The sequence below is a fragment of the Nostoc sp. genome (assembly GCF_036917675.1).
Taxonomy (GTDB): Bacteria; Cyanobacteriota; Cyanobacteriia; order Cyanobacteriales; family Nostocaceae; genus Nostoc.
In genome coordinates this window covers 243,150-260,691 of sequence record NZ_JBALCT010000053.1, presented here as the reverse complement: position 1 = coordinate 260,691, position 17,542 = coordinate 243,150, and the positions used below count along the sequence as shown (strand labels likewise).

The following is a 17,542-nucleotide window of genomic DNA, read 5'->3' as shown; positions in this document are numbered from 1 at the left end:
AGTTCAGTAATAATGGATAACTAAATAAACACTGCTTCAGTCTTGGCCTCTTCAGAATATATAGAGGCAGTTATTTCCTCTACAGGGGCAAGAGCAGCATTATCTAAATCTGAGGCTGGGGAATGAGAACAGGCTAAAACTGGGGCTGCATCTGGCAAACTCCAAGCATCTTCCAAGGTTTCCCAAGTAGGTGCAAAAGGTGGGAGCGCCAAAGAGCAAGCCTTCCAAGTTGCTTGAACAGGTGCTCCCAACTGCTGGCACATTCCGCCACGGCGACCCTCTGGCTGGTAATGACGGCAATATCTACAGGCAGATGCTAACAATTTAATGGGTTTCATATTGATTCATCTTTAGTTTCGTTTCAGGCTGTATTTCACCCTTCTATTCTGCTTCTATATATAAATACGGATAAGAGCCAAAAAGTTATTATTTTATCTAGGTTTCAGCGATCGCAAGGGAAAAACAAACTTTATAATATTTTTATATTGTTGTTATATATTTCAATAATATTGAGAGTGATTACATATAGATTTTGGCTATAAATTATTAGGGATCAAGACTAAAAGTAAAGCTTTTGATTTCTCCGGCCTTTTAACTTCCTCCTTAAGGAGAGTTTAAGGTAGAGAGTTTTAGATAAATAGTCTGCTTTAGATGCCAAATTCACCATATTCTCGCCTTAAAATCTCTTTTTTCTCCAGAGGCAGAACTATTTTATGTGGTAACAGCAAGTTACTTCAGGATAAATTCTGTTCAATAAATAATCGCTAAACTATTTTGCTTTTAATTTAGGTCAGGACTGACTGCCTTCAAAACTGTTTAGCAGCACAGACAGAACAGACTTCCCAGCGCTGGAGTTCTCCAGGTGGGCTGGGAGATTGACACTGAGGACAAAGAGGTAAGCCATGCGATCGCGATCGCATGACCTTAGCCCAATGCCCAAAAGCAGAATTTACATCCTTGGTGGGTGTAACATCAGGGTGGCTAATTTCATCACCAAGGTAACTGGGATGCTCATGGGCTGAAACCGTTTGTTGCTGTTTTCTCTCCACAGATGGATTCTGCCAGCCAGCAGTAGAGAAGCGAATATCAACCAAAGGTGTTGGCAGCTTTTTATTCAACTTTAAAAGCAGAGACGTGCGACCAAAGGTCAGGTTTTGCGCCCAAGCAGCACTAGAAGTTGCTACCGACAAAACATCGCGTTGAATCGACAATGGTCGAGTATGTGCAGCAACCACTGGGTCAACAACTTCTGGCCAAAACTTGAGCAGGCGTTGAAATGGTTGCTCCTGCCATTTAGCCTGCTTTTCCAGAATGCCTAAAATATCATTAATTGATTTCAACGACATCATTTAAAGTGCTGAGTGCTGAGTGAGGACTGGGGAGTGGGGGAGTGGGGGAGTGGGAGTGAGGAAGAATTAACCAATGCCCAATGCCCAATCCCCAATGCCCAATCCCCAGTCTTAATAATTTCCGTTACTATTGTCACAAATAATATCTAAAGTTAATTCCAGCAGTCTATATTTGAGGCACAGAGGCAATGACTCAAAACCCCCTGAATGATTCCGGTACTCAATCCTCTAAAACACCTGGGTTGAAACCAGCACTTGCAGCAGCACTAGCGAGTTTAGAGGTGCCGCTAGATCAAGAGTTAGCTCGATACCGACGCACGCGAACTGGTTTGGTGTCATCGAAGCAGCGCCGTGTTACAAGTTACATGAGTAGTCAAACCCAGCCGTTGACTGCCATTCCGACAACATCGGGCACAACTCAGTCATCAGTAACGGAAATTAAAACCAACGTGCCGTCTGTATCTGTACCCGTGAATCATCAGGGAACGCCAGCTACGGCAAAAATTGACGTACCACCCGCATCTGTAGCTGTGAATCCGGAAATGAACCCAGCGCCAGCTACGGCAAATACTGAAGAACTAAATAATCTCAATGTGCCTTCCATCTCCGATTCTGCTAAAACAGAAACTCAACTTCCACCACCCCCGCCCGACTTGAGTACCAACTTTACTAGCAGCATCGTGCCAGTAGTCGTTAAACATACTAAGAGCGAAAATCTCTTGCAGTCAGATGACACCCCTAAGCACCCAGATGACTATTTAGAATCTAGTGAAGCACTGCTGCGAAGTGTGAAAGAAGAACAAGCAGAAACCAAGAAGCCAAGCAATTATAACGACAGTCTGCTATCACCTTTGGGTATCGGCTCCATGTTGCTGCTATTGGTTGCGAGTCTTACCTTGGGTTATGTAGTATTCAATCCCAAAAGCTTGCCACAATGGAATTTAGGGAAGTTGTTTAACGGGAACTCGTCTGCCGCACCAGAAAATACTGAGCAAGTTGGGAGTAATATCCAACCTCAAATCCAGCCACCAAGCAGTTCTATACCTAAGTATCCCAATCTAGCTGCCCAAGAGTTTCCTGAAGTGAGAGATCCCAATGATGTAGTTGGCTTACAACCCAAAGTCCAACCAAGCCTCGCAGTAGTGCCTAATCCAGTCGCTCCCCAAAACTTTGCAAATCCTCAAGCGGCATTGCCTAGCACGAACACAGCCCGAAAGCCGACAACTCCGATCGCCTTAGCACCAGTACCGACGGTACAGCCCTTACCTCTTTTGAATTTGCCTCCCACTTCACCGGCAAAAACTTCGCCCAAGCCAATCGCAACCTCACCAAAGCCGAATCCAGAAATCAAACCAGGAACAGATGGTTTCTATCATATAGTGATAGAGAATAAAGGCGCGGCTTTAGCCTCAGCACGACAAGTAGTTCCTGATGCTTATTTATCAGCCAACAAAGAATTGATTTATCTGGGTGCTTTTAAGACTAAAGTGCAAGTAAAACAACAGATGCAACTCTTACAGAGAAAGGGAATTAACGCACGAGTTCAGCAGCCATGAGTTGCAAAAATCTACGATACCATAAGATAACAGTGCTGAGTGCTGAGTGCTGAGTCAATGAGTGAAAAGTGAAGAGTGCTGAAATAATAGAGGCAAAATCTTGCTTGTTTACGACCCGACGACAAAAAATCTTATACTCAGGACTCTAACTGAGCATTCATCACTGCATAACTACCCGACGACAAAAAATCTTATACTCAGCACTCAGGACTCAGCACTCAGCACTCATTACTGAGTTTCGTGAATGGAGAGCCGACATGGAATTAATCAAGCGTATCCTGCGGGTGATTCGCGCTAATCTCAATAGTTTGATCGGTGGTGCAGAAGATCCAGAAAAGATTCTGGAGCAAGCTGTCCTAGAGATGCAGGAAAATCTGGTGCGGTTGCGGCAGGGTGTCGCACAAGCGATCGCTACCCAAAAACGTACGGAACGACAGGCGGGGGCTGCTCAGTCTCAAACAGAAGAATGGTATCGCCGCGCTCAATTGGCGCTGCAACAAGGCAGCGAACCTCTAGCACGCGAAGCTTTGACTAAGCGCCAAGCTTATAAAGAAACCTCTACAGCCCTCTTTTCTCAGATAGAGCAGCAAAACAATATAGTAGCTAGGCTAAAAAAGGATATGCGATCGCTGGAGTTAAAAATTGGCGAGGCGAAAACTAAAAAAGATATGTATATTGCTCGCGCCCGTTCTGCGGAAGCGTCTTATCGCCTCCAGGAAATGCTTGGGGGAGTTTCTGCTACCAGCAGTCTAAGTGCCTTTGAGCGGATGGAAGAAAAAGTTTTGCAGATAGAAGCTAAATCAGAAGCGATTTCTGAACTCAGTAGCGACGACTTGGAAACACAATTTACTTCTTTGGAATCTACTAATGATGTAGATGCCGAATTGGCAGCGATGAAAGTGCAGGTTTTAAACCAGGCAGAAAACACACACCACAACAGTCTCCTCACCCAGGAGAACCAGAACACAGCGCAGCAGTTACCCAAAACCCAAGACTCTTGAGTTCGGCTAATTACCCCAGTTTGGAGCTATCTTAACAATTAAGAGTTGTTAGGAGGTACTGATTCAAAGCGGAAAGATTACATTTAAATAGGTAGCTATTAAAAAGTAAAAAAGCTAACTGTCCAACAAAAAGCGTAAACCAGACAAGGAAAAACAAAGTTATGGGATTATTTGATCGCATTAAGCGAGTAGTTAGTTCTAACCTCAATGACCTGGTTAACAAAGCCGAAGACCCCGAAAAAATGCTCGAACAAGCCATCCTGGAAATGCAGGAAGACTTGGTGCAGCTGCGTCAGGGAGTAGCCCAGACGATCGCCAGCCAAAAACGCAGTGAGAAACAGTACAATGATGCCCAAAATGAAATAAATAAGTGGCAACGCAATGCCCAACTAGCGCTGCAAAAAGGTGATGAGAACTTAGCACGACAAGCTCTAGAGCGCAAGAAGACTTATACGGACACCAGCGCCGCCCTCAAAGCTAGTTTAGATACACAAAGCACTCAAGTTGAAACCCTCAAGCGCAACTTAATCCAGCTGGAAAGCAAGATTTCTGAGGCTAAGACCAAGAAAGAAATGCTCAAAGCTAGAATTACCACTGCCAAAGCCCAAGAGCAACTCCAAGGCATGGTGCGTGGGATGAATACCAGCAGTGCAATGTCTGCCTTCGAGCGGATGGAAGAAAAAGTCTTGGTGCAAGAATCCCGGGCCCAGGCACTAGGAGAGTTAGCAGGTGCAGATTTAGAAACCCAATTTGCCCAGTTGGAAGGTGGTAGCGATGTTGATGATGAATTGGCAGCTTTGAAAGCCCAAATTTTACCACCCGCTACTCCAGTAAATCAACCCCAACTGCCACCGCAACAACAAACCACTCCTCCTAAGTCTAATGAGGTGGTTGATGCCGAGTTGGATTCCCTACGCAAGCAATTGGATCAATTGTAAAATTGGCAGAAAACTTATTTGAGCCAGTCCCACGCCTGTTGGTTGTGGGATTTTACGTTATTAGTCAATACTTTGGGATAAAGTATTGTGTGTGCCAAGTTTGATCGCCACCTGATGGAGACTGCAATGAGTAAGGCTGTAATCACCACCATAACTGATGCTGAGTTTGAAACAGAAGTGTTAAAAGCCGAGCAGCCTGTATTAGTTTACTTTTGGGCTTCCTGGTGTGGGCCTTGTCAATTAATGCCGCCCGTGATTAACTCAGCTGCTAGCAAATATAGCGATCGCCTCAAAATCGTGAAAATGGAAATTGACCCCAACCCACTCACTGTTAACCAGTGCAAAGTGGAAGGCGTGCCAGCCCTCAGACTATTTCAAGGAGACAAACTATTAGAATCTACTGAGGGAGTCATCAGCAAAGAAAAATTACTCGAACTCTTAGATAAGCACTTAAGTAGTCAATAGTTCATAGTCTATAGCTAATGACCAATGACCAATGACTAATGACTAATGACTAACATGCAATTTGCAAAGCGTTTACAACCCCTGCAATCTAATGTATTTGCTGATATGGACAGAGCCAAGGCAGTTGCTTTGGCAGTTGGACGACAAGTAATTGATTTGTCGTTGGGGTCTTCTGATTTACCAACTGAGGCACATGTCATCGAGGCGATCGCCCAGTCTCTTTACGATCGCACTACCCACGGCTATCTGTTGTTTAACGGTACCCTTGGGTTTCGCCAAGCCGCAGCCAACTGGTACGAACAAAAATTTGGCATCAAAGTCAATCCCGAAACTGAGGTACTACCTCTGATTGGTTCTCAAGAAGGCACCGCCCATTTACCCCTAGCAATACTCAATCCCGGAGATTTCGCCCTGTTGCTCGATCCAGGTTATCCCTCTCACGCCGGGGGAGTCTACCTAGCTAGTGGTCAAATCTACCCGATGCCACTACGGGCAGAAAACGGTTTTTTACCAGTGTTTGCTGATATTCCTGCCCCTGTCTTGGCTCAATCGCGGATGATGGTATTAAGTTATCCTCACAATCCCACAGCTGCGATCGCACCTTTATCTTTCTTCCAAGAAGCTGTCGCCTTCTGTCAGCAACACAATCTCGCCCTGGTTCACGATTTCCCCTATGTAGATTTGGTATTTGGGGAAACTGGGGAGTTGGGAAAAGAAAGCAGGGGAGCAAGGGAAGCAGGGGGAGAAAGAATAACCAATGCCCCATGCCCCATGCCCAATGCCCAATGCCCAATTCCTTCAATTCTCCAAGCTGATCCAGAGAAAAGCGTCTCGATTGAATTTTTCACCCTTTCCAAGTCCTACAATATGGGCGGCTTCCGTATTGGGTACGCCATCGGTAATGCTGAGTTAATTAACGCTTTACGTCAGGTAAAAGCCGCAGTTGATTTTAATCAGTATCGGGGGATTTTGAATGGTGCGATCGCTGCTCTGACTGGCCCTCAATCTGGTGTAAAATCTGCTGTCGCTACTTTCCAGGGGCGGCGTGATGCTTTCATCAACGCTTTACACCGCATTGGCTGGAATGTTCCCACTCCTCAAGCCACAATGTACATCTGGGCAAAGTTGCCCTCACCTTGGAGTCAAAACTCCATAGATTTTTGTACCCAGTTAGTCAAACAAACTGGTGTAGCCGCTTCCCCAGGTGCTGGCTTTGGTAAATCTGGGGAAGGGTATGTCCGTTTTGCCTTGGTGCATGAGCCACTTTTGTTAGAAACTGCTGTGGAAAGAATGGCCCAGTTCATGCTCTGATTAACTTTAAAAAAAAGGTAGCAGATGGGTAAAAATTACCCTTCTGCTACGAGTAAACGGAGGTATAAACTTTACTCATCCCACAGCTACGAAAACATCGCAAGGTTAACGACACGCTCTTGGCGTTCACTCGTTTTCTTGAATTGCCGTGGGGAAATCGAAGTCATTAGTCATATTATGTCCGCTTGATTACTTATAAAACCCCAAGAACTCCACCCCGCCCGCGGGGTGGGGTGCAATGACTGTGGTAATCATAACTAATTATCCGAACTTGATATTATTAGTCATTAGTAGCAATGATCAATGACTAATGACCAAATCGGCGGGCGGCTATTCCTCCCACCCCTTGTTGAGATGGGATTTCCGCCGATTTTTTTGATTATTTAATTGGCATGAACCAATTCTTGAGGCGCTGCGGCATCATATTCTACAGCTTTAACAAATTCCTTGAGAACATCTTTGAGTCTTTGCTCAATTTCCTCATCTAAGAGGACGCTGTTATCAGCTTGTCGTTGAACTTGTTTGTCTACCGCATAAATAGTAGCTAGGATATGCCGCGCTCCTAATTCAGATAACACAGGTTTCAAGGCATATTCAATTGCCAATAAGTGAGCGATCGTCCCACCAAGAGCAATTGGTAACACGGGTTTACCTGTCAATGATTTTTGGGGCAGCAAATCTAGAAATGTTTTCAGCACTCCTGTATAAGCAGCTTTGTAAATTGGGGTGGCAATAATCACACCATCTGCCTTTGCTAATAAAGCTTTTGGCTGTTCTAAAGCAGGGCTGTCGTATCGTCCAAAAATTAAATCTTCAGCAGGCAAATCCCGAACTGAAATAATGTCTACATCCAAGCCTTCTTGTTGTAAAAGCTTGGCAGTGTATTCGACAACACCATAGGTTCTAGATGGATGAGTTGGACTACCAGCGATCGCTAGAATATGAGTCATTCAATTAAACTCCCAATTTCTAAAACGGGTTGAGTATCTTTCGTGGTTTTGGTCTTCATAGCTGATGCTGTGTTGACCTTCTCACTCAGACGTTTGTAGGGATGGCGCAAACTCATACTCTCTACTTCCCAGATGTAGCCATGAATAACTACATCTTGGGGAATTAAAGCAGAATTACGCAGCAATTCCACCTGCTGTGTGCAGATTTCATCCACATCGGTAAACGTTTTTATCCATTTGGAAAAAACGCCTTTTGGTAGCTTCAACTCTGGCAAAGCAGGATCGATACTAACTTGATCCACGTCAATACCTTGATTTCGTAATACCTCACTGAGAAAGTCTCCTGATGCTGTCATCATGCCACATTCGGTATGATTAATAACGATGATTTCTTTTGTGCCAAAAAACTGTGTAGTTAACATCGCTGACCGAATAGCATCATCTGTAACTAACCCCCCGGCATTACGGAAAATATGAGCATCCCCTTCACCAATTCCTAATACTTTCTCCACAGGTAAACGTTCGTCCATGCAAGCTAGCACCCACAAGAGTTTATTGTTAGGTATCCCCAACTGACGACGCAATACCCACGCTTGTTTTTCGGAGATTTTTTGGTCAATTTGTTGGTGCAACATGGCTGCTAATCTTCTAGTTATTAATTACTAGGATATCGACGTTGCTCTTTGCTGATGCTGTTGCTTAGGGAAATCTTCATTTGCCACAATCTCGCCAAATGGACTTAAAATATGTTGTTTTTCCACTGCTGGCAGATTCTCTAAGGGCAAATGCGGAAATAGAAGTTCTGCAACTCGATAAGCTTCCTCTAGGTGGGGATAACCAGAGAGGATAAAGGATTCAATACCTAAATCTGCATATTCCAACATTCTGGCAGCTACAGTTTGCGGATCGCCTACTAAGGCCGTTCCCGCACCACCCCGCACCAAACCGACTCCCGCCCACAGGTTCGGGCTAATCTCTAATGCCTCACGATTACCGTGGTGTAATTGAGTCATCCGGCGTTGTCCTTCAGAATCCATCCGCGCATAAGCTTTTTGAGCTTTCGCGATCGCTTCTTCATCCACATACCGAATTAAGTCATTCGCCGCATCCCAAGCTTCACTCTCGGTTTCTCGCACAATCACATGTAAGCGAATTCCAAACCGCAAAGTTCGCCCTTCTGATTCTGCAAGTCTGCGAACTGATGCAATCTTCTCGGCTACTTGCGCTGGTGGTTCGCCCCAAGTTAGATAGACATCTATATGCTTGGCAGCAATTTTTTGAGCAACGGCAGAGGAACCGCCAAACCACAAGGGCGGATATGGCTTCTGAACGGGTGGAAACAGCAGTTTACCATCCTGAATATTGAGATAGTCGCCCTGAAGATTGGCTTGTTCACCACTAGCGATCGCTCGCCATACTGTCAAAAATTCATCTGTTAATTCATAGCGCTGATCGTGATCCAAATGCAAGCCATCTCCCGCCAACTCTACGGGATCGCCGCCGGTAACAACGTTAATCAGCAAGCGTCCACCAGAGAGGCGATCAAAAGTCGCCGCCATCCGTGCTGCGACTCCAGGTGATACTAAGCCGGGACGAATTGCCACCAAAAAACGCATCTGTCGCGTCAGTGATACCAGCGTTGACGCTACAATCCAAGCATCTTCGCAAGAACGACCCGTGGGCAACAATGCCCCTGTATAACCAAGGTCATCCACCGCTTGGGCTATCTGCCGCAGATAAGGAAAGCTTACTGCCCTTCCGCCTGTAGCAGTTGCAAGGTAACGTCCGTCGCCGTGGGTTGGGATGAACCATAGTAGCTGCATTAATCCTGTCCTTTTAAACTACGGTAATTCGATAGATATACCGTGCTTTGCTTATAGCTTCAGAGTATCACATATTCTACAAAAGCCCGCAAGAAGTTTTCAGAAAACTCCGGTATCTCTATCAGACCAATGTATATTAAACCGTGTTCAATCAGCTGGCGCTCGGAAAAATTGGGTATCGGGCATCAATTGTCCCCCTGCTCCCCTGCTTGCCCTACAATCTATGCACGACCTGTAACACAGATTTAGAGTGTAGTATCCAAAATCAGGTCAAGTTGATCGGATTCTCGTGCAGTATTTTGTTGTTTCTTAGCTAATTTTAATCAGATTATCAGGGCTAATTCAGAGCGATCGCTGATTATAGTTATGAAGTAGTGAATCCCGTACTGGAGTTGATTGGCCAGTTAACGGCAAAATAGAAAATAATAGATATATGGACAAACGCTATTTTTTACAGGCTAGTGCAGTAGTAGTCGGCACAGCAGTGTTATCAAGGTATATCAATTGGGAGTCAGAAGCGATGACAACTTCTCAGAGTGGATTTGAAATTACCAAACCAGAGTCAGAGTGGCGCACGATTTTAACGCCAGAACAGTTTAGTGTATTGCGTAAGCATGGAACTGAACGCCCTCACACCAGCCCATTGGATAAGGAATACGACAATGGCACTTATTTTTGTGCTGCGTGTGAACAACCACTGTTTACATCTGATACAAAATTTAACAGTGGTACTGGCTGGCCCAGCTTTTTTAATCCAATTGAAGGTGCGATCGCTCTAACTGTTGATAAGTCGTTGTTTATGACCAGAACTGAAGTACATTGTAGTCGCTGTGGTGGTCATCTGGGTCATGTTTTTGATGACGGACCTGCACCCACTGGTCAGCGCTACTGCATGAACGGTGTTTCGCTGAAGTTTGTTCCTGCTTGATTTAGTTGCACCGGTGTAGCCAGTACTTCGACGCTTCAACGTTGACTCAAGGCAGGCAAGCTCAGTGACTGTCGTAGACATCGCACGCACTAGGCTAAATCATCCTATTTGCTTGGCTCTTGTTTCTCCTTTTTGTCTTTGGGATCTTTTTTAGGTTTTTTAACTTCTTTATTACTTTTTCTTTCCTTAGACATCAGCGTTCTCCAACTAGGTTAATCAGTGAAAGCTTCCACATTCTGCCGTCAGGAAATCAGGAGATGACTTACCTGATTTTTTTTTAAGGCAAAAAAGAAAGTATCAGACATGAATGCTACTAACTACCATGATACGGTGTTGTTTAACGTTTCGCGGAAGTCCCCATCTTCTCTGCGAGACGCTACGCGAACAAGGTACTCCTAAGATGGGGATCGTGAGCGGGTGATGAACGCGAACAGCGTCACGGAGTAAAGATTGCATCTGGAATTGATTTTTTGCTTATGCGAAAACAAATTCCAGATGGATGACTGTTTCCCCAATTATTTTCTGGTAAGATATGTATTATCTTGAGCATCAATGCCACAAGCGAAAACCAAGCTAACAGGTATATGTTGCAAGAAAAATTTTGGGTCTTGGGAACCAGGACTCCTGCCCTTGGAGGGAATGTCAGACCAAAAAAACTACGGAGTTCTGGAGGCTATTTCCGATGAATTGGGAAGCTCAGACTTCAGCCTTAGGCAAGTCTGAGTAGTTCACTTCACTGTCGCTTAAATCTATATTGCCAGAGGTTGACCAAATTCCATAAAGATTTAGGTTACAGGATACACAGAATAATTTTCTTGACTCTCACCTGTAGCCTATCCTCTTCTTAATTCCTAACTCCCTTTACTAATTGCTCTAAAGATTTCATCCTCTGCCACCAACGATTTAGGGGATAATATACTACAGGTGCCCACAAACTACTAAGAATGGCAGAAGCTAGGGCGACACGCTGGTAATATGTCCAAATATCTGTTATTTTGCGCTCATCGCCGATCAAAGTTAATTGCAAGCCAAAGATAGTTTCTGCCAAAACTGCCATACTAAAGACAATTACAGCAATCGAAATAAAATCTTCTTCGATAAAACGTTGTTTTTGGAGCAGACTAGTTAAAATTCCCACTATACCTAAACTGAGCGCATGAGTAGGGTTAGGTGATGTCATTGAATCTTGAAGTAGCCCCAGAACTATACCTGCGAATGCTCCAGAAAACACTGGGCGCTTCACACTCCAAGCTACCACCCAAATTAATAGCCAATTAGGGCCAATTCCCAATAATTCCATACCTGGCAGGCGGGTTGGCAATAATAGTAAACATAACAGTACAGATCCACCCGTCACTATCCAACCCAACAACTGACGTATACCGGGATGCCAACGAGCAAGCGGCTGGATTTGGAATTTCGATTTTAGCTCTGAGGATTTTGGCTTTGTCTGCCTGCTGTTACCAAATGCAGGAATCTTCATTTTTCTCTAGATTTTTAAGGGAGAATTTACTTAGACTTTTCCGACTCTTGGTTTTCTGGCTTTGGATAAACAGCTACCCAATCGAGATAGCGGATTGGCGGAAAAAGCTCAATTTTCGCCACTGATGCGGGAAGTTTCTTTAAATCTAGGGACTTAATTCGTCCCACTGCCAAGCCAGAGGGAAATTTCTGACTATAAGTAGATGTGGAAACTAAATCTCCTACCTTGACATTTGGGACTTTTTCATAAAACTCCAACACAGCTTCAGCAGAAGCATCTCCTCGCAAAACGCCTTTAGCTGACGTGCGGCTAACTGATACACCCACTTGACTATTGAGGTCACTGATTAACAACACGCGGCTAGTATTGGGAGTTACATTCTCCACCAGACCCACCAATCCGCCATCTGCCTTGACTATGAAGCCTTCCTGAATCCCCACATTCGCACCGCGATTCAACGTAACTTGTTGCCACCACTGGTCAGCACTACGTCCTACCACGCGTGCTGGAATTGGCCGTGATGCCAGTGGCTCTTTTTCCACATAGCCTAATAAATTTTGTAGCTTTGTCTTTTGAGTTTCCAAATCTACTATTCGAGTTTGCAATTCCAATATCCGGGCATCTCTAAGACGTTCTTCTGGAGTTGGCCCTGACTGCAACATCTCTAATGGACGGGTAATTGCCTGGTATGTCTCAAGCACTAGTTCACCTTGAGTCTGTCGCAATATCCAAGCACTACCAACTACTAGAGCTAACAATCCGATTTGTAACCCTTTACGATCCCACCAACGCCGTATTGTAACCATATATACCTACGTGTATTTATATAAATTAAGTTCTACTTGGATTCTATTTATATAGAACCCAAATAGAACTCAAATACAACTCAAATATGATATTTTTTTTTGCTACATATTGCGAGAGCTTTCGGTGACAACTCGTTCCAACTGTTTGAAGTTTTCTAACACACGACCTGTTCCCAGCACAACACAGCACAAAGGATCGGCAGCAATGTGGGTTATAATCCCTGTTTCATGGCTAATCAGGGTATCTATGCCTTTAAGCAAAGCACCGCCCCCAGCTAACATAATACCTCTGTCAATAATGTCTGCTGCCAGTTCTGGAGGTGTGCGTTCCAGTGTCCGCTTCACAGCTTCTATAATTACTGATAGTGGTTCCAACATGCTTTCACGGATTTCTGGGGCTTTGATTGTGACAGTTCGCGGTAGACCCGAAAGCAGGTGTAAGCCTCGGACTTCCATCATGGCTTCATTATCATCATGAGTAGGATAGGCAGAACCAAGCCGAATCTTGATGTCTTCGGCAGTACGTTCACCAATGACTAAGTTATGAACTTTCTTAATATACTGAATGATCGCTTCAGTCAGTTCATCTCCAGCAATGCGTACTGATTCGCTGATTACTGTACCCTGAAGACTTAGCACCGCAACTTCTGTTGTACCACCACCAATATCGATGATCATGTTGCCAGTAGGTTCGGCAACAGGTAGTCCTGCACCAATTGCCGCAGCTATTGGTTCATCGATTAAATACACTTTTCTTGCTCCTGCTTGATGAGCTGCATCCATGACAGCTCGCCTTTCTACTCCTGTGACACCACTGGGAATACCAATGACAATCCGAGGTAAGATTAAGGATCTGCCTTCATTTACACGCTGAATAAAGCTTTTCAGCATCAGCTCGGCTATATCGAAGTCAGCGATTACACCATCACGCAAGGGGCGGAGGGCAATCACATTTCCAGGTGTACGACCGAGCATTTTTTTGGCTTCTTCTCCTACTGCTAGTGCGACCTTTTCGTTGACATCGATCGCAACTACAGAAGGTTCTTGCAGTACAATACCTTTACCAGATACATAAACGAGAGTGTTAGCGGTACCGAGGTCGATACCCATATCCCATGATGTGCGAAAGTTCCTAAAAAGACCCACGCGTCTCTAAGCCCCCTATGTGCGATACTTTTTGACTACAACGGTAAGAGTTAATCGTGCCGGATTTGATAAAGTTTGTATCCTGAGTTGAGTAAACTAGACTAGATTTTTAGATGATTCCCAGGAATATTTACTATGTCTGAGTCCTGTATTTTTTGATATCCTCTGGTTAACTAAGTATATCCATATACTTTTATGTGTTTCTCCAAGTAGTATGTATAATTTTTCAACTCAATTATATTGTTAACTGTTTAACACATTATTTTCAAGTGTTTCACAATTCGCTATGATGAAAGTCAGAATTAATCAGTACACTTGTACTTAAAGGTAAAGCAGATGAGTATCAATATTGTCACCCTTGTTGGTCGTGTAGGCAGCGACCCTGATATAAAATATTTTGAATCTGGTAGTGTTAAATGTAGATTGACACTAGCTGTAAAAAGGCGATCGCGCAACAGTGATGAGCCTGACTGGTTCACGCTGGAATTATGGGATAAGACGGCTGAGGTAGCAGGTAATTATGTCCGTAAGGGAAGCCTAATTGGCATCAAAGGTTCCTTGAAGTTTGACACATGGAGCGATCGCCAAACAGGAGCAAACCGTTCTACACCGATTATTAGAGTAGATCAACTAGATTTATTAGGCTCTAAGCGAGATGGAGAAGGCGCTACAGGAGATACGTCTTCAGAACATTTTTAATTGGGTATGGGGCATGGGGCATTAGTCATTAGTCCTCACAAATGACTAATGACTAATGACTAATGACTAATGACTAATAACTAATTTGCAGTGTCACCGATGCTTCTATTTGCTGTTCACCAGCAACAACAGGAGTGGAAGTATCAGCTAACTTGGCAGCCTCAGCCCGTAAAAACATGGGTGGTCGAGGTGGACTGGCATTATTAACTTGAATGCTCACTATTTCTTTGGATTTTAAACCCAAGGCACTGAAAACAGCATCAGCTTGCTGCTGGGCATCTTGGGTGGCTTCTTTTAATGCTTGTTTTTGAGCAGCCGCGATCGCTTGATCATTCGCAACAAAACTAATACCGTTAATTTGTGTTGCACCCGCTTTCACTGCATCATCTAATAATGTACCAGCTTTCTCGGTAGGAATACGAAAACTTACGGTGTTATTGGCAGCATAGCCTGTAATTCGCTGCACATTATTGGTGTAGCTATAAACTGGGTTGAGACTGATACCAGTAGTTTGTAATTTTTCGACATTTTGGCTCTTGAGGAACGCAACTACAGCTGATGACCTCCGGGCGGCTTCTTGCTGTACCTCCTGGGCTGTTTTCCCCTGAATCTCTACTCCTAAACTGACTTGCGCCAGGGTTGCAGGAGTTGTTTCCATTCCGTGTCCACTGACACTAAGGGTTCGCCACAATTTCTCTTTTTCTTGTGCCAACGCAGGTAGTACAAAAGTTGCACATAAAAGCATTGCTAAAGGCAGTATTTTCCACAAGTTTCCATTGGGAAACTGAGAACCGGGTAAAGTGGCTCTAGTCATAAGATTTGCACTCCTCAAAGTATCCACAGATGTTTTTAACAAGCGGATGTAACAATCTTTTGGTGGCCGTTGAGAGTCAACGGCTACGACAAGTTTTTCACAACTTAAGTGCGATCGCACTTATCCAATTTCTATGTTCTTACTTTGACACTGCGATCGTCAAAAGCTGAAATGGTTACATTTTTGGATACTAAAAAAATTACACTAGCTTTTTTGGAGATTTTGTCGTGGCGTATTGGCTGCTGAAAACTGAACCGGAAAATTATTCCTACTTCGATTTGGAACGGGACGGCAGTACAGTTTGGGATGGAGTCAACAATTCCCTAGCGCTGAAATATCTACGTACCATGCTCCTTGGGGACTTGGCGTTAATTTATCACACAGGCAAAGAACGGCAAGTCATCGGTTTAGCAGAGATAGTTAGTCAACCCTATATCGATCCAGCACTCAATGACAGCAAACGGGCAGTTGTAGATGTGCGGGCATTACGAAGAGTACACCAACCCGTCACCCTAGCCCAAATCAAACAGGACAATAAATTCACAGACTTTGACTTGCTGCGACTTCCGAGACTGTCTGTAGTCCCGGTTGGGGAAGTCTACTGGCAGTGCTTGATTGAGTTGACAAATGGCACAAATTAAAATTTAAAAGTTGCCAATTGCGTCTTTTCAGATAGATGTTTTTCAGAAACGCGTCAGAATCAAAGAGAAGGATTTTCACAGAACCCATGCATTTGTTAGATCCAATCAGCTACTCTTTTCCTCTGCTGGCCAGCGCAACAGAAGCCGCAGACAGTTCAATGGTAGTAGCAGCAGTGCTGCTGAGTTTAGTAGTAATTTACCTCGCTAGCAAAGTTGGTGGAGAGTTATCAAACCAAGTGGGTTTGCCGCCCGTCTTAGGGGAACTCGTAGGTGGTGTAGTAGTTGGCATCTCTGTTTTCCACCTTTTAGTCTTTCCAGAAGGCGGCACAGGCAGTTCTAGCTCTTTGATCATGTCCTTCCTGCAAATCACTGCTGGTTTAACCCCTGAAGCCACTCCAGCCGTGTTTGGAGCGCAATCTGAGGTCATTTCCGTTTTGGCAGAATTGGGTGTGATCATCCTGCTATTTGAAATCGGCTTGGAGTCGAACCTAAAAGACTTAATGGCAGTTGGTATCCAAGCCAGCGTCGTCGCAGTAGTGGGGGTAGTAGTACCCTTTGCTGCTGGGACTGTAGGACTGATGACTTTGTTTGGTATTGATGCTGTCCCGGCAATTTTTGCCGGGGCGGCTTTAACTGCCACTAGTATTGGGATGACTTCCAAAGTGCTGTCAGAATTGGGGCGACTCAATTCTAAAGAAGGGCAGATTATTCTCGGTGCTGCCGTAATTGACGATGTATTAGGAATCATCGTTTTAGCGGTAGTTGCTAGCCTAGCTAAAGATGGCGTGGTAGATGTAAGTAAAGTCATTTATTTGATTATCAGCGCCACTGGTTTTATTTTGGGAGCAATCCTACTAGGCAATGTTTTCAATAAGTCCTTTGTAGCGATCGCTGATCAACTCAAAACACGCGGTGGACTGGTAATACCAGCATTCATCTTCGCCTTTGCTATGGCATATCTTGCCGCCGTCATTCACTTAGAAGCAATTCTGGGAGCTTTTGCGGCGGGTTTAGTGCTAGAGGAGACAGATAAGCGCAAAGAACTGCAAACACAAGTCTGTCCCATTGCTGATATATTAGTGCCCATTTTCTTTGTGACTGTTGGGGCAAAAACCGATTTGGGAGTGTTAAACCCAGCAATTCCCGACAATCGTGAAGGTCTAATTATGGCAATTTTCCTGATCACAGTAGCCATTCTCGGTAAAGTAATCACAGGTTTAAGCGTGTTTGGTCAACCGGAAATCAACCGTTTAGCGATCGGTGTGGGGATGATACCTAGAGGGGAAGTTGGGTTAGTGTTTGCTGGTGTCGGCGCTGCCAGTGGCGCTCTCTCGAAACCATTAGGGGCGGCAATCATCATGATGGTTATCTTGACAACCTTTTTAGCTCCTCCTTTGTTACGATTTGTATTTCCAGATCCAAAAACCGTGGATGCAGGCTCAGAGCAACTAATTTTAGACGGTTCCTCTGAGACATCGTTGGTAATTGAACCACCTCCGTCGAGGGTGCCAGCATCAAATGACAGTGGCAATTTGGAAGTAACCCCAGATTCTGGCGATCGTTAATCAAAGTCTTGGGTAAATTCTTACTGAGTTCTGAGTAATTTTCCCTCAGAACTCAGGACTCTGAATT

The 17,542-nt window shown here is 44.5% G+C and carries 20 protein-coding genes; 11 read left to right on the top strand and 9 right to left on the bottom strand.

Features of this window, described 5'->3' with window-relative positions; genetic code table 11:
• Positions 1-20 precede the first annotated feature (20 nt).
• A complete protein-coding gene (locus V7K31_RS20920) occupies positions 21-338 on the bottom strand; it encodes a hypothetical protein (protein WP_335096582.1) in 318 nt (105 codons plus the stop codon).
• A 468-nt stretch (positions 339-806) separates the two neighbouring features.
• Positions 807-1,346, bottom strand: a complete 540-nt coding sequence (locus V7K31_RS20915) for a DUF721 domain-containing protein (RefSeq protein WP_335096646.1) — start codon at positions 1,344-1,346, stop codon at positions 807-809.
• A 15-nt stretch (positions 1,347-1,361) separates the two neighbouring features.
• Between V7K31_RS20915 and V7K31_RS20910 the strand changes: the two genes are divergently transcribed.
• From V7K31_RS20910 to V7K31_RS20885, 6 genes are all read left to right on the top strand, one after another.
• Positions 1,362-1,499 carry a hypothetical protein gene (locus V7K31_RS20910; RefSeq protein WP_335096580.1) on the top strand — a complete coding sequence of 46 codons (138 nt, stop codon included), beginning with the start codon at positions 1,362-1,364 and terminating at the stop codon, positions 1,497-1,499.
• A 38-nt stretch (positions 1,500-1,537) separates the two neighbouring features.
• The gene (locus V7K31_RS20905) at positions 1,538-2,905 is read left to right on the top strand and encodes a hypothetical protein (RefSeq protein WP_335096579.1); all 1,368 of its coding nucleotides are present in this window, start codon (positions 1,538-1,540) and stop codon (positions 2,903-2,905) included.
• A gap of 257 nt (positions 2,906-3,162) precedes the next feature.
• Positions 3,163-3,906, top strand: coding sequence for a PspA/IM30 family protein (locus V7K31_RS20900; RefSeq protein ID WP_335096577.1), 744 nt, complete (start codon positions 3,163-3,165; stop codon positions 3,904-3,906).
• A 161-nt stretch (positions 3,907-4,067) separates the two neighbouring features.
• The gene (locus V7K31_RS20895) at positions 4,068-4,844 is read left to right on the top strand and encodes a PspA/IM30 family protein (RefSeq protein WP_335096575.1); all 777 of its coding nucleotides are present in this window, start codon (positions 4,068-4,070) and stop codon (positions 4,842-4,844) included.
• A 126-nt stretch (positions 4,845-4,970) separates the two neighbouring features.
• The gene (locus V7K31_RS20890; protein ID WP_335096645.1) at positions 4,971-5,309 is read left to right on the top strand and encodes a thioredoxin family protein; all 339 of its coding nucleotides are present in this window, start codon (positions 4,971-4,973) and stop codon (positions 5,307-5,309) included.
• A gap of 54 nt (positions 5,310-5,363) precedes the next feature.
• Positions 5,364-6,620 (top strand): LL-diaminopimelate aminotransferase, encoded by a 1,257-nt coding sequence (locus V7K31_RS20885; RefSeq protein ID WP_335096644.1) that lies wholly within the window; start codon positions 5,364-5,366, stop codon positions 6,618-6,620.
• Positions 6,621-7,003: 383 nt separating this feature from the next.
• On the opposite strand, the gene ssuE is transcribed toward V7K31_RS20885, so the two are convergent.
• The 3 genes from ssuE to ssuD are packed head-to-tail and all read right to left on the bottom strand — an operon-like array spanning position 7,004 to position 9,393.
• Positions 7,004-7,570, bottom strand: a complete 567-nt coding sequence (ssuE, locus tag V7K31_RS20880; RefSeq protein ID WP_335096573.1) for an NADPH-dependent FMN reductase — start codon at positions 7,568-7,570, stop codon at positions 7,004-7,006.
• Positions 7,567-8,205, bottom strand: a complete 639-nt coding sequence (locus V7K31_RS20875) for a beta-class carbonic anhydrase (RefSeq protein WP_335096571.1) — start codon at positions 8,203-8,205, stop codon at positions 7,567-7,569. Before V7K31_RS20875 ends, ssuE begins: the two co-directional genes overlap by 4 nt.
• Before the next feature lie 27 nt (positions 8,206-8,232).
• The gene (ssuD, locus tag V7K31_RS20870) at positions 8,233-9,393 is read right to left on the bottom strand and encodes an FMNH2-dependent alkanesulfonate monooxygenase (RefSeq protein ID WP_335096569.1); all 1,161 of its coding nucleotides are present in this window, start codon (positions 9,391-9,393) and stop codon (positions 8,233-8,235) included.
• Between the two features lie 433 nt (positions 9,394-9,826).
• Here ssuD and msrB point away from each other — a divergent pair, with 433 nt between their 5' ends.
• Positions 9,827-10,321 (top strand): peptide-methionine (R)-S-oxide reductase MsrB, encoded by a 495-nt coding sequence (gene msrB, locus V7K31_RS20865; protein ID WP_335096567.1) that lies wholly within the window; start codon positions 9,827-9,829, stop codon positions 10,319-10,321.
• Positions 10,322-11,165: 844 nt separating this feature from the next.
• Here msrB and mreD read toward each other — a convergent pair.
• The 3 genes from mreD to V7K31_RS20850 form a co-directional block, all read right to left on the bottom strand.
• Complete coding sequence (mreD, locus tag V7K31_RS20860) at positions 11,166-11,804, bottom strand: rod shape-determining protein MreD (protein ID WP_335096565.1); 639 nt, start codon at positions 11,802-11,804, stop codon at positions 11,166-11,168.
• 26 nt (positions 11,805-11,830) lie between these two features.
• On the bottom strand, positions 11,831-12,610 hold the full coding sequence (mreC, locus tag V7K31_RS20855) for a rod shape-determining protein MreC (protein ID WP_335096563.1): 780 nt from the start codon (positions 12,608-12,610) through the stop codon (positions 11,831-11,833).
• A 102-nt stretch (positions 12,611-12,712) separates the two neighbouring features.
• Entirely contained in the window at positions 12,713-13,720 is a 1,008-nt protein-coding gene (locus tag V7K31_RS20850) for a rod shape-determining protein (protein ID WP_292793711.1), read from the bottom strand.
• 372 nt (positions 13,721-14,092) lie between these two features.
• Here V7K31_RS20850 and V7K31_RS20845 point away from each other — a divergent pair, with 372 nt between their 5' ends.
• Complete coding sequence (locus V7K31_RS20845) at positions 14,093-14,455, top strand: single-stranded DNA-binding protein (protein WP_335096562.1); 363 nt, start codon at positions 14,093-14,095, stop codon at positions 14,453-14,455.
• Positions 14,456-14,528: 73 nt separating this feature from the next.
• Here V7K31_RS20845 and V7K31_RS20840 read toward each other — a convergent pair whose 3' ends face one another.
• Complete coding sequence (locus V7K31_RS20840; protein WP_335096561.1) at positions 14,529-15,269, bottom strand: SIMPL domain-containing protein; 741 nt, start codon at positions 15,267-15,269, stop codon at positions 14,529-14,531.
• A 29-nt stretch (positions 15,270-15,298) separates the two neighbouring features.
• On the opposite strand from V7K31_RS20840, the gene V7K31_RS20835 reads away from it, so the two are divergent.
• The 3 genes from V7K31_RS20835 (at position 15,299) to V7K31_RS20825 (ending at position 17,475) form a co-directional block, all read left to right on the top strand.
• Positions 15,299-15,439: a hypothetical protein gene (locus V7K31_RS20835; RefSeq protein WP_335096560.1), complete on the top strand. Its 141-nt coding sequence runs from the start codon at positions 15,299-15,301 to the stop codon at positions 15,437-15,439.
• Positions 15,440-15,496: 57 nt separating this feature from the next.
• Positions 15,497-15,910: an EVE domain-containing protein gene (locus V7K31_RS20830; RefSeq protein ID WP_335096558.1), complete on the top strand. Its 414-nt coding sequence runs from the start codon at positions 15,497-15,499 to the stop codon at positions 15,908-15,910.
• A gap of 86 nt (positions 15,911-15,996) precedes the next feature.
• Positions 15,997-17,475, top strand: coding sequence for a cation:proton antiporter (locus V7K31_RS20825; protein WP_335096557.1), 1,479 nt, complete (start codon positions 15,997-15,999; stop codon positions 17,473-17,475).
• The last annotated feature ends 67 nt before the right edge of the window (positions 17,476-17,542 follow it).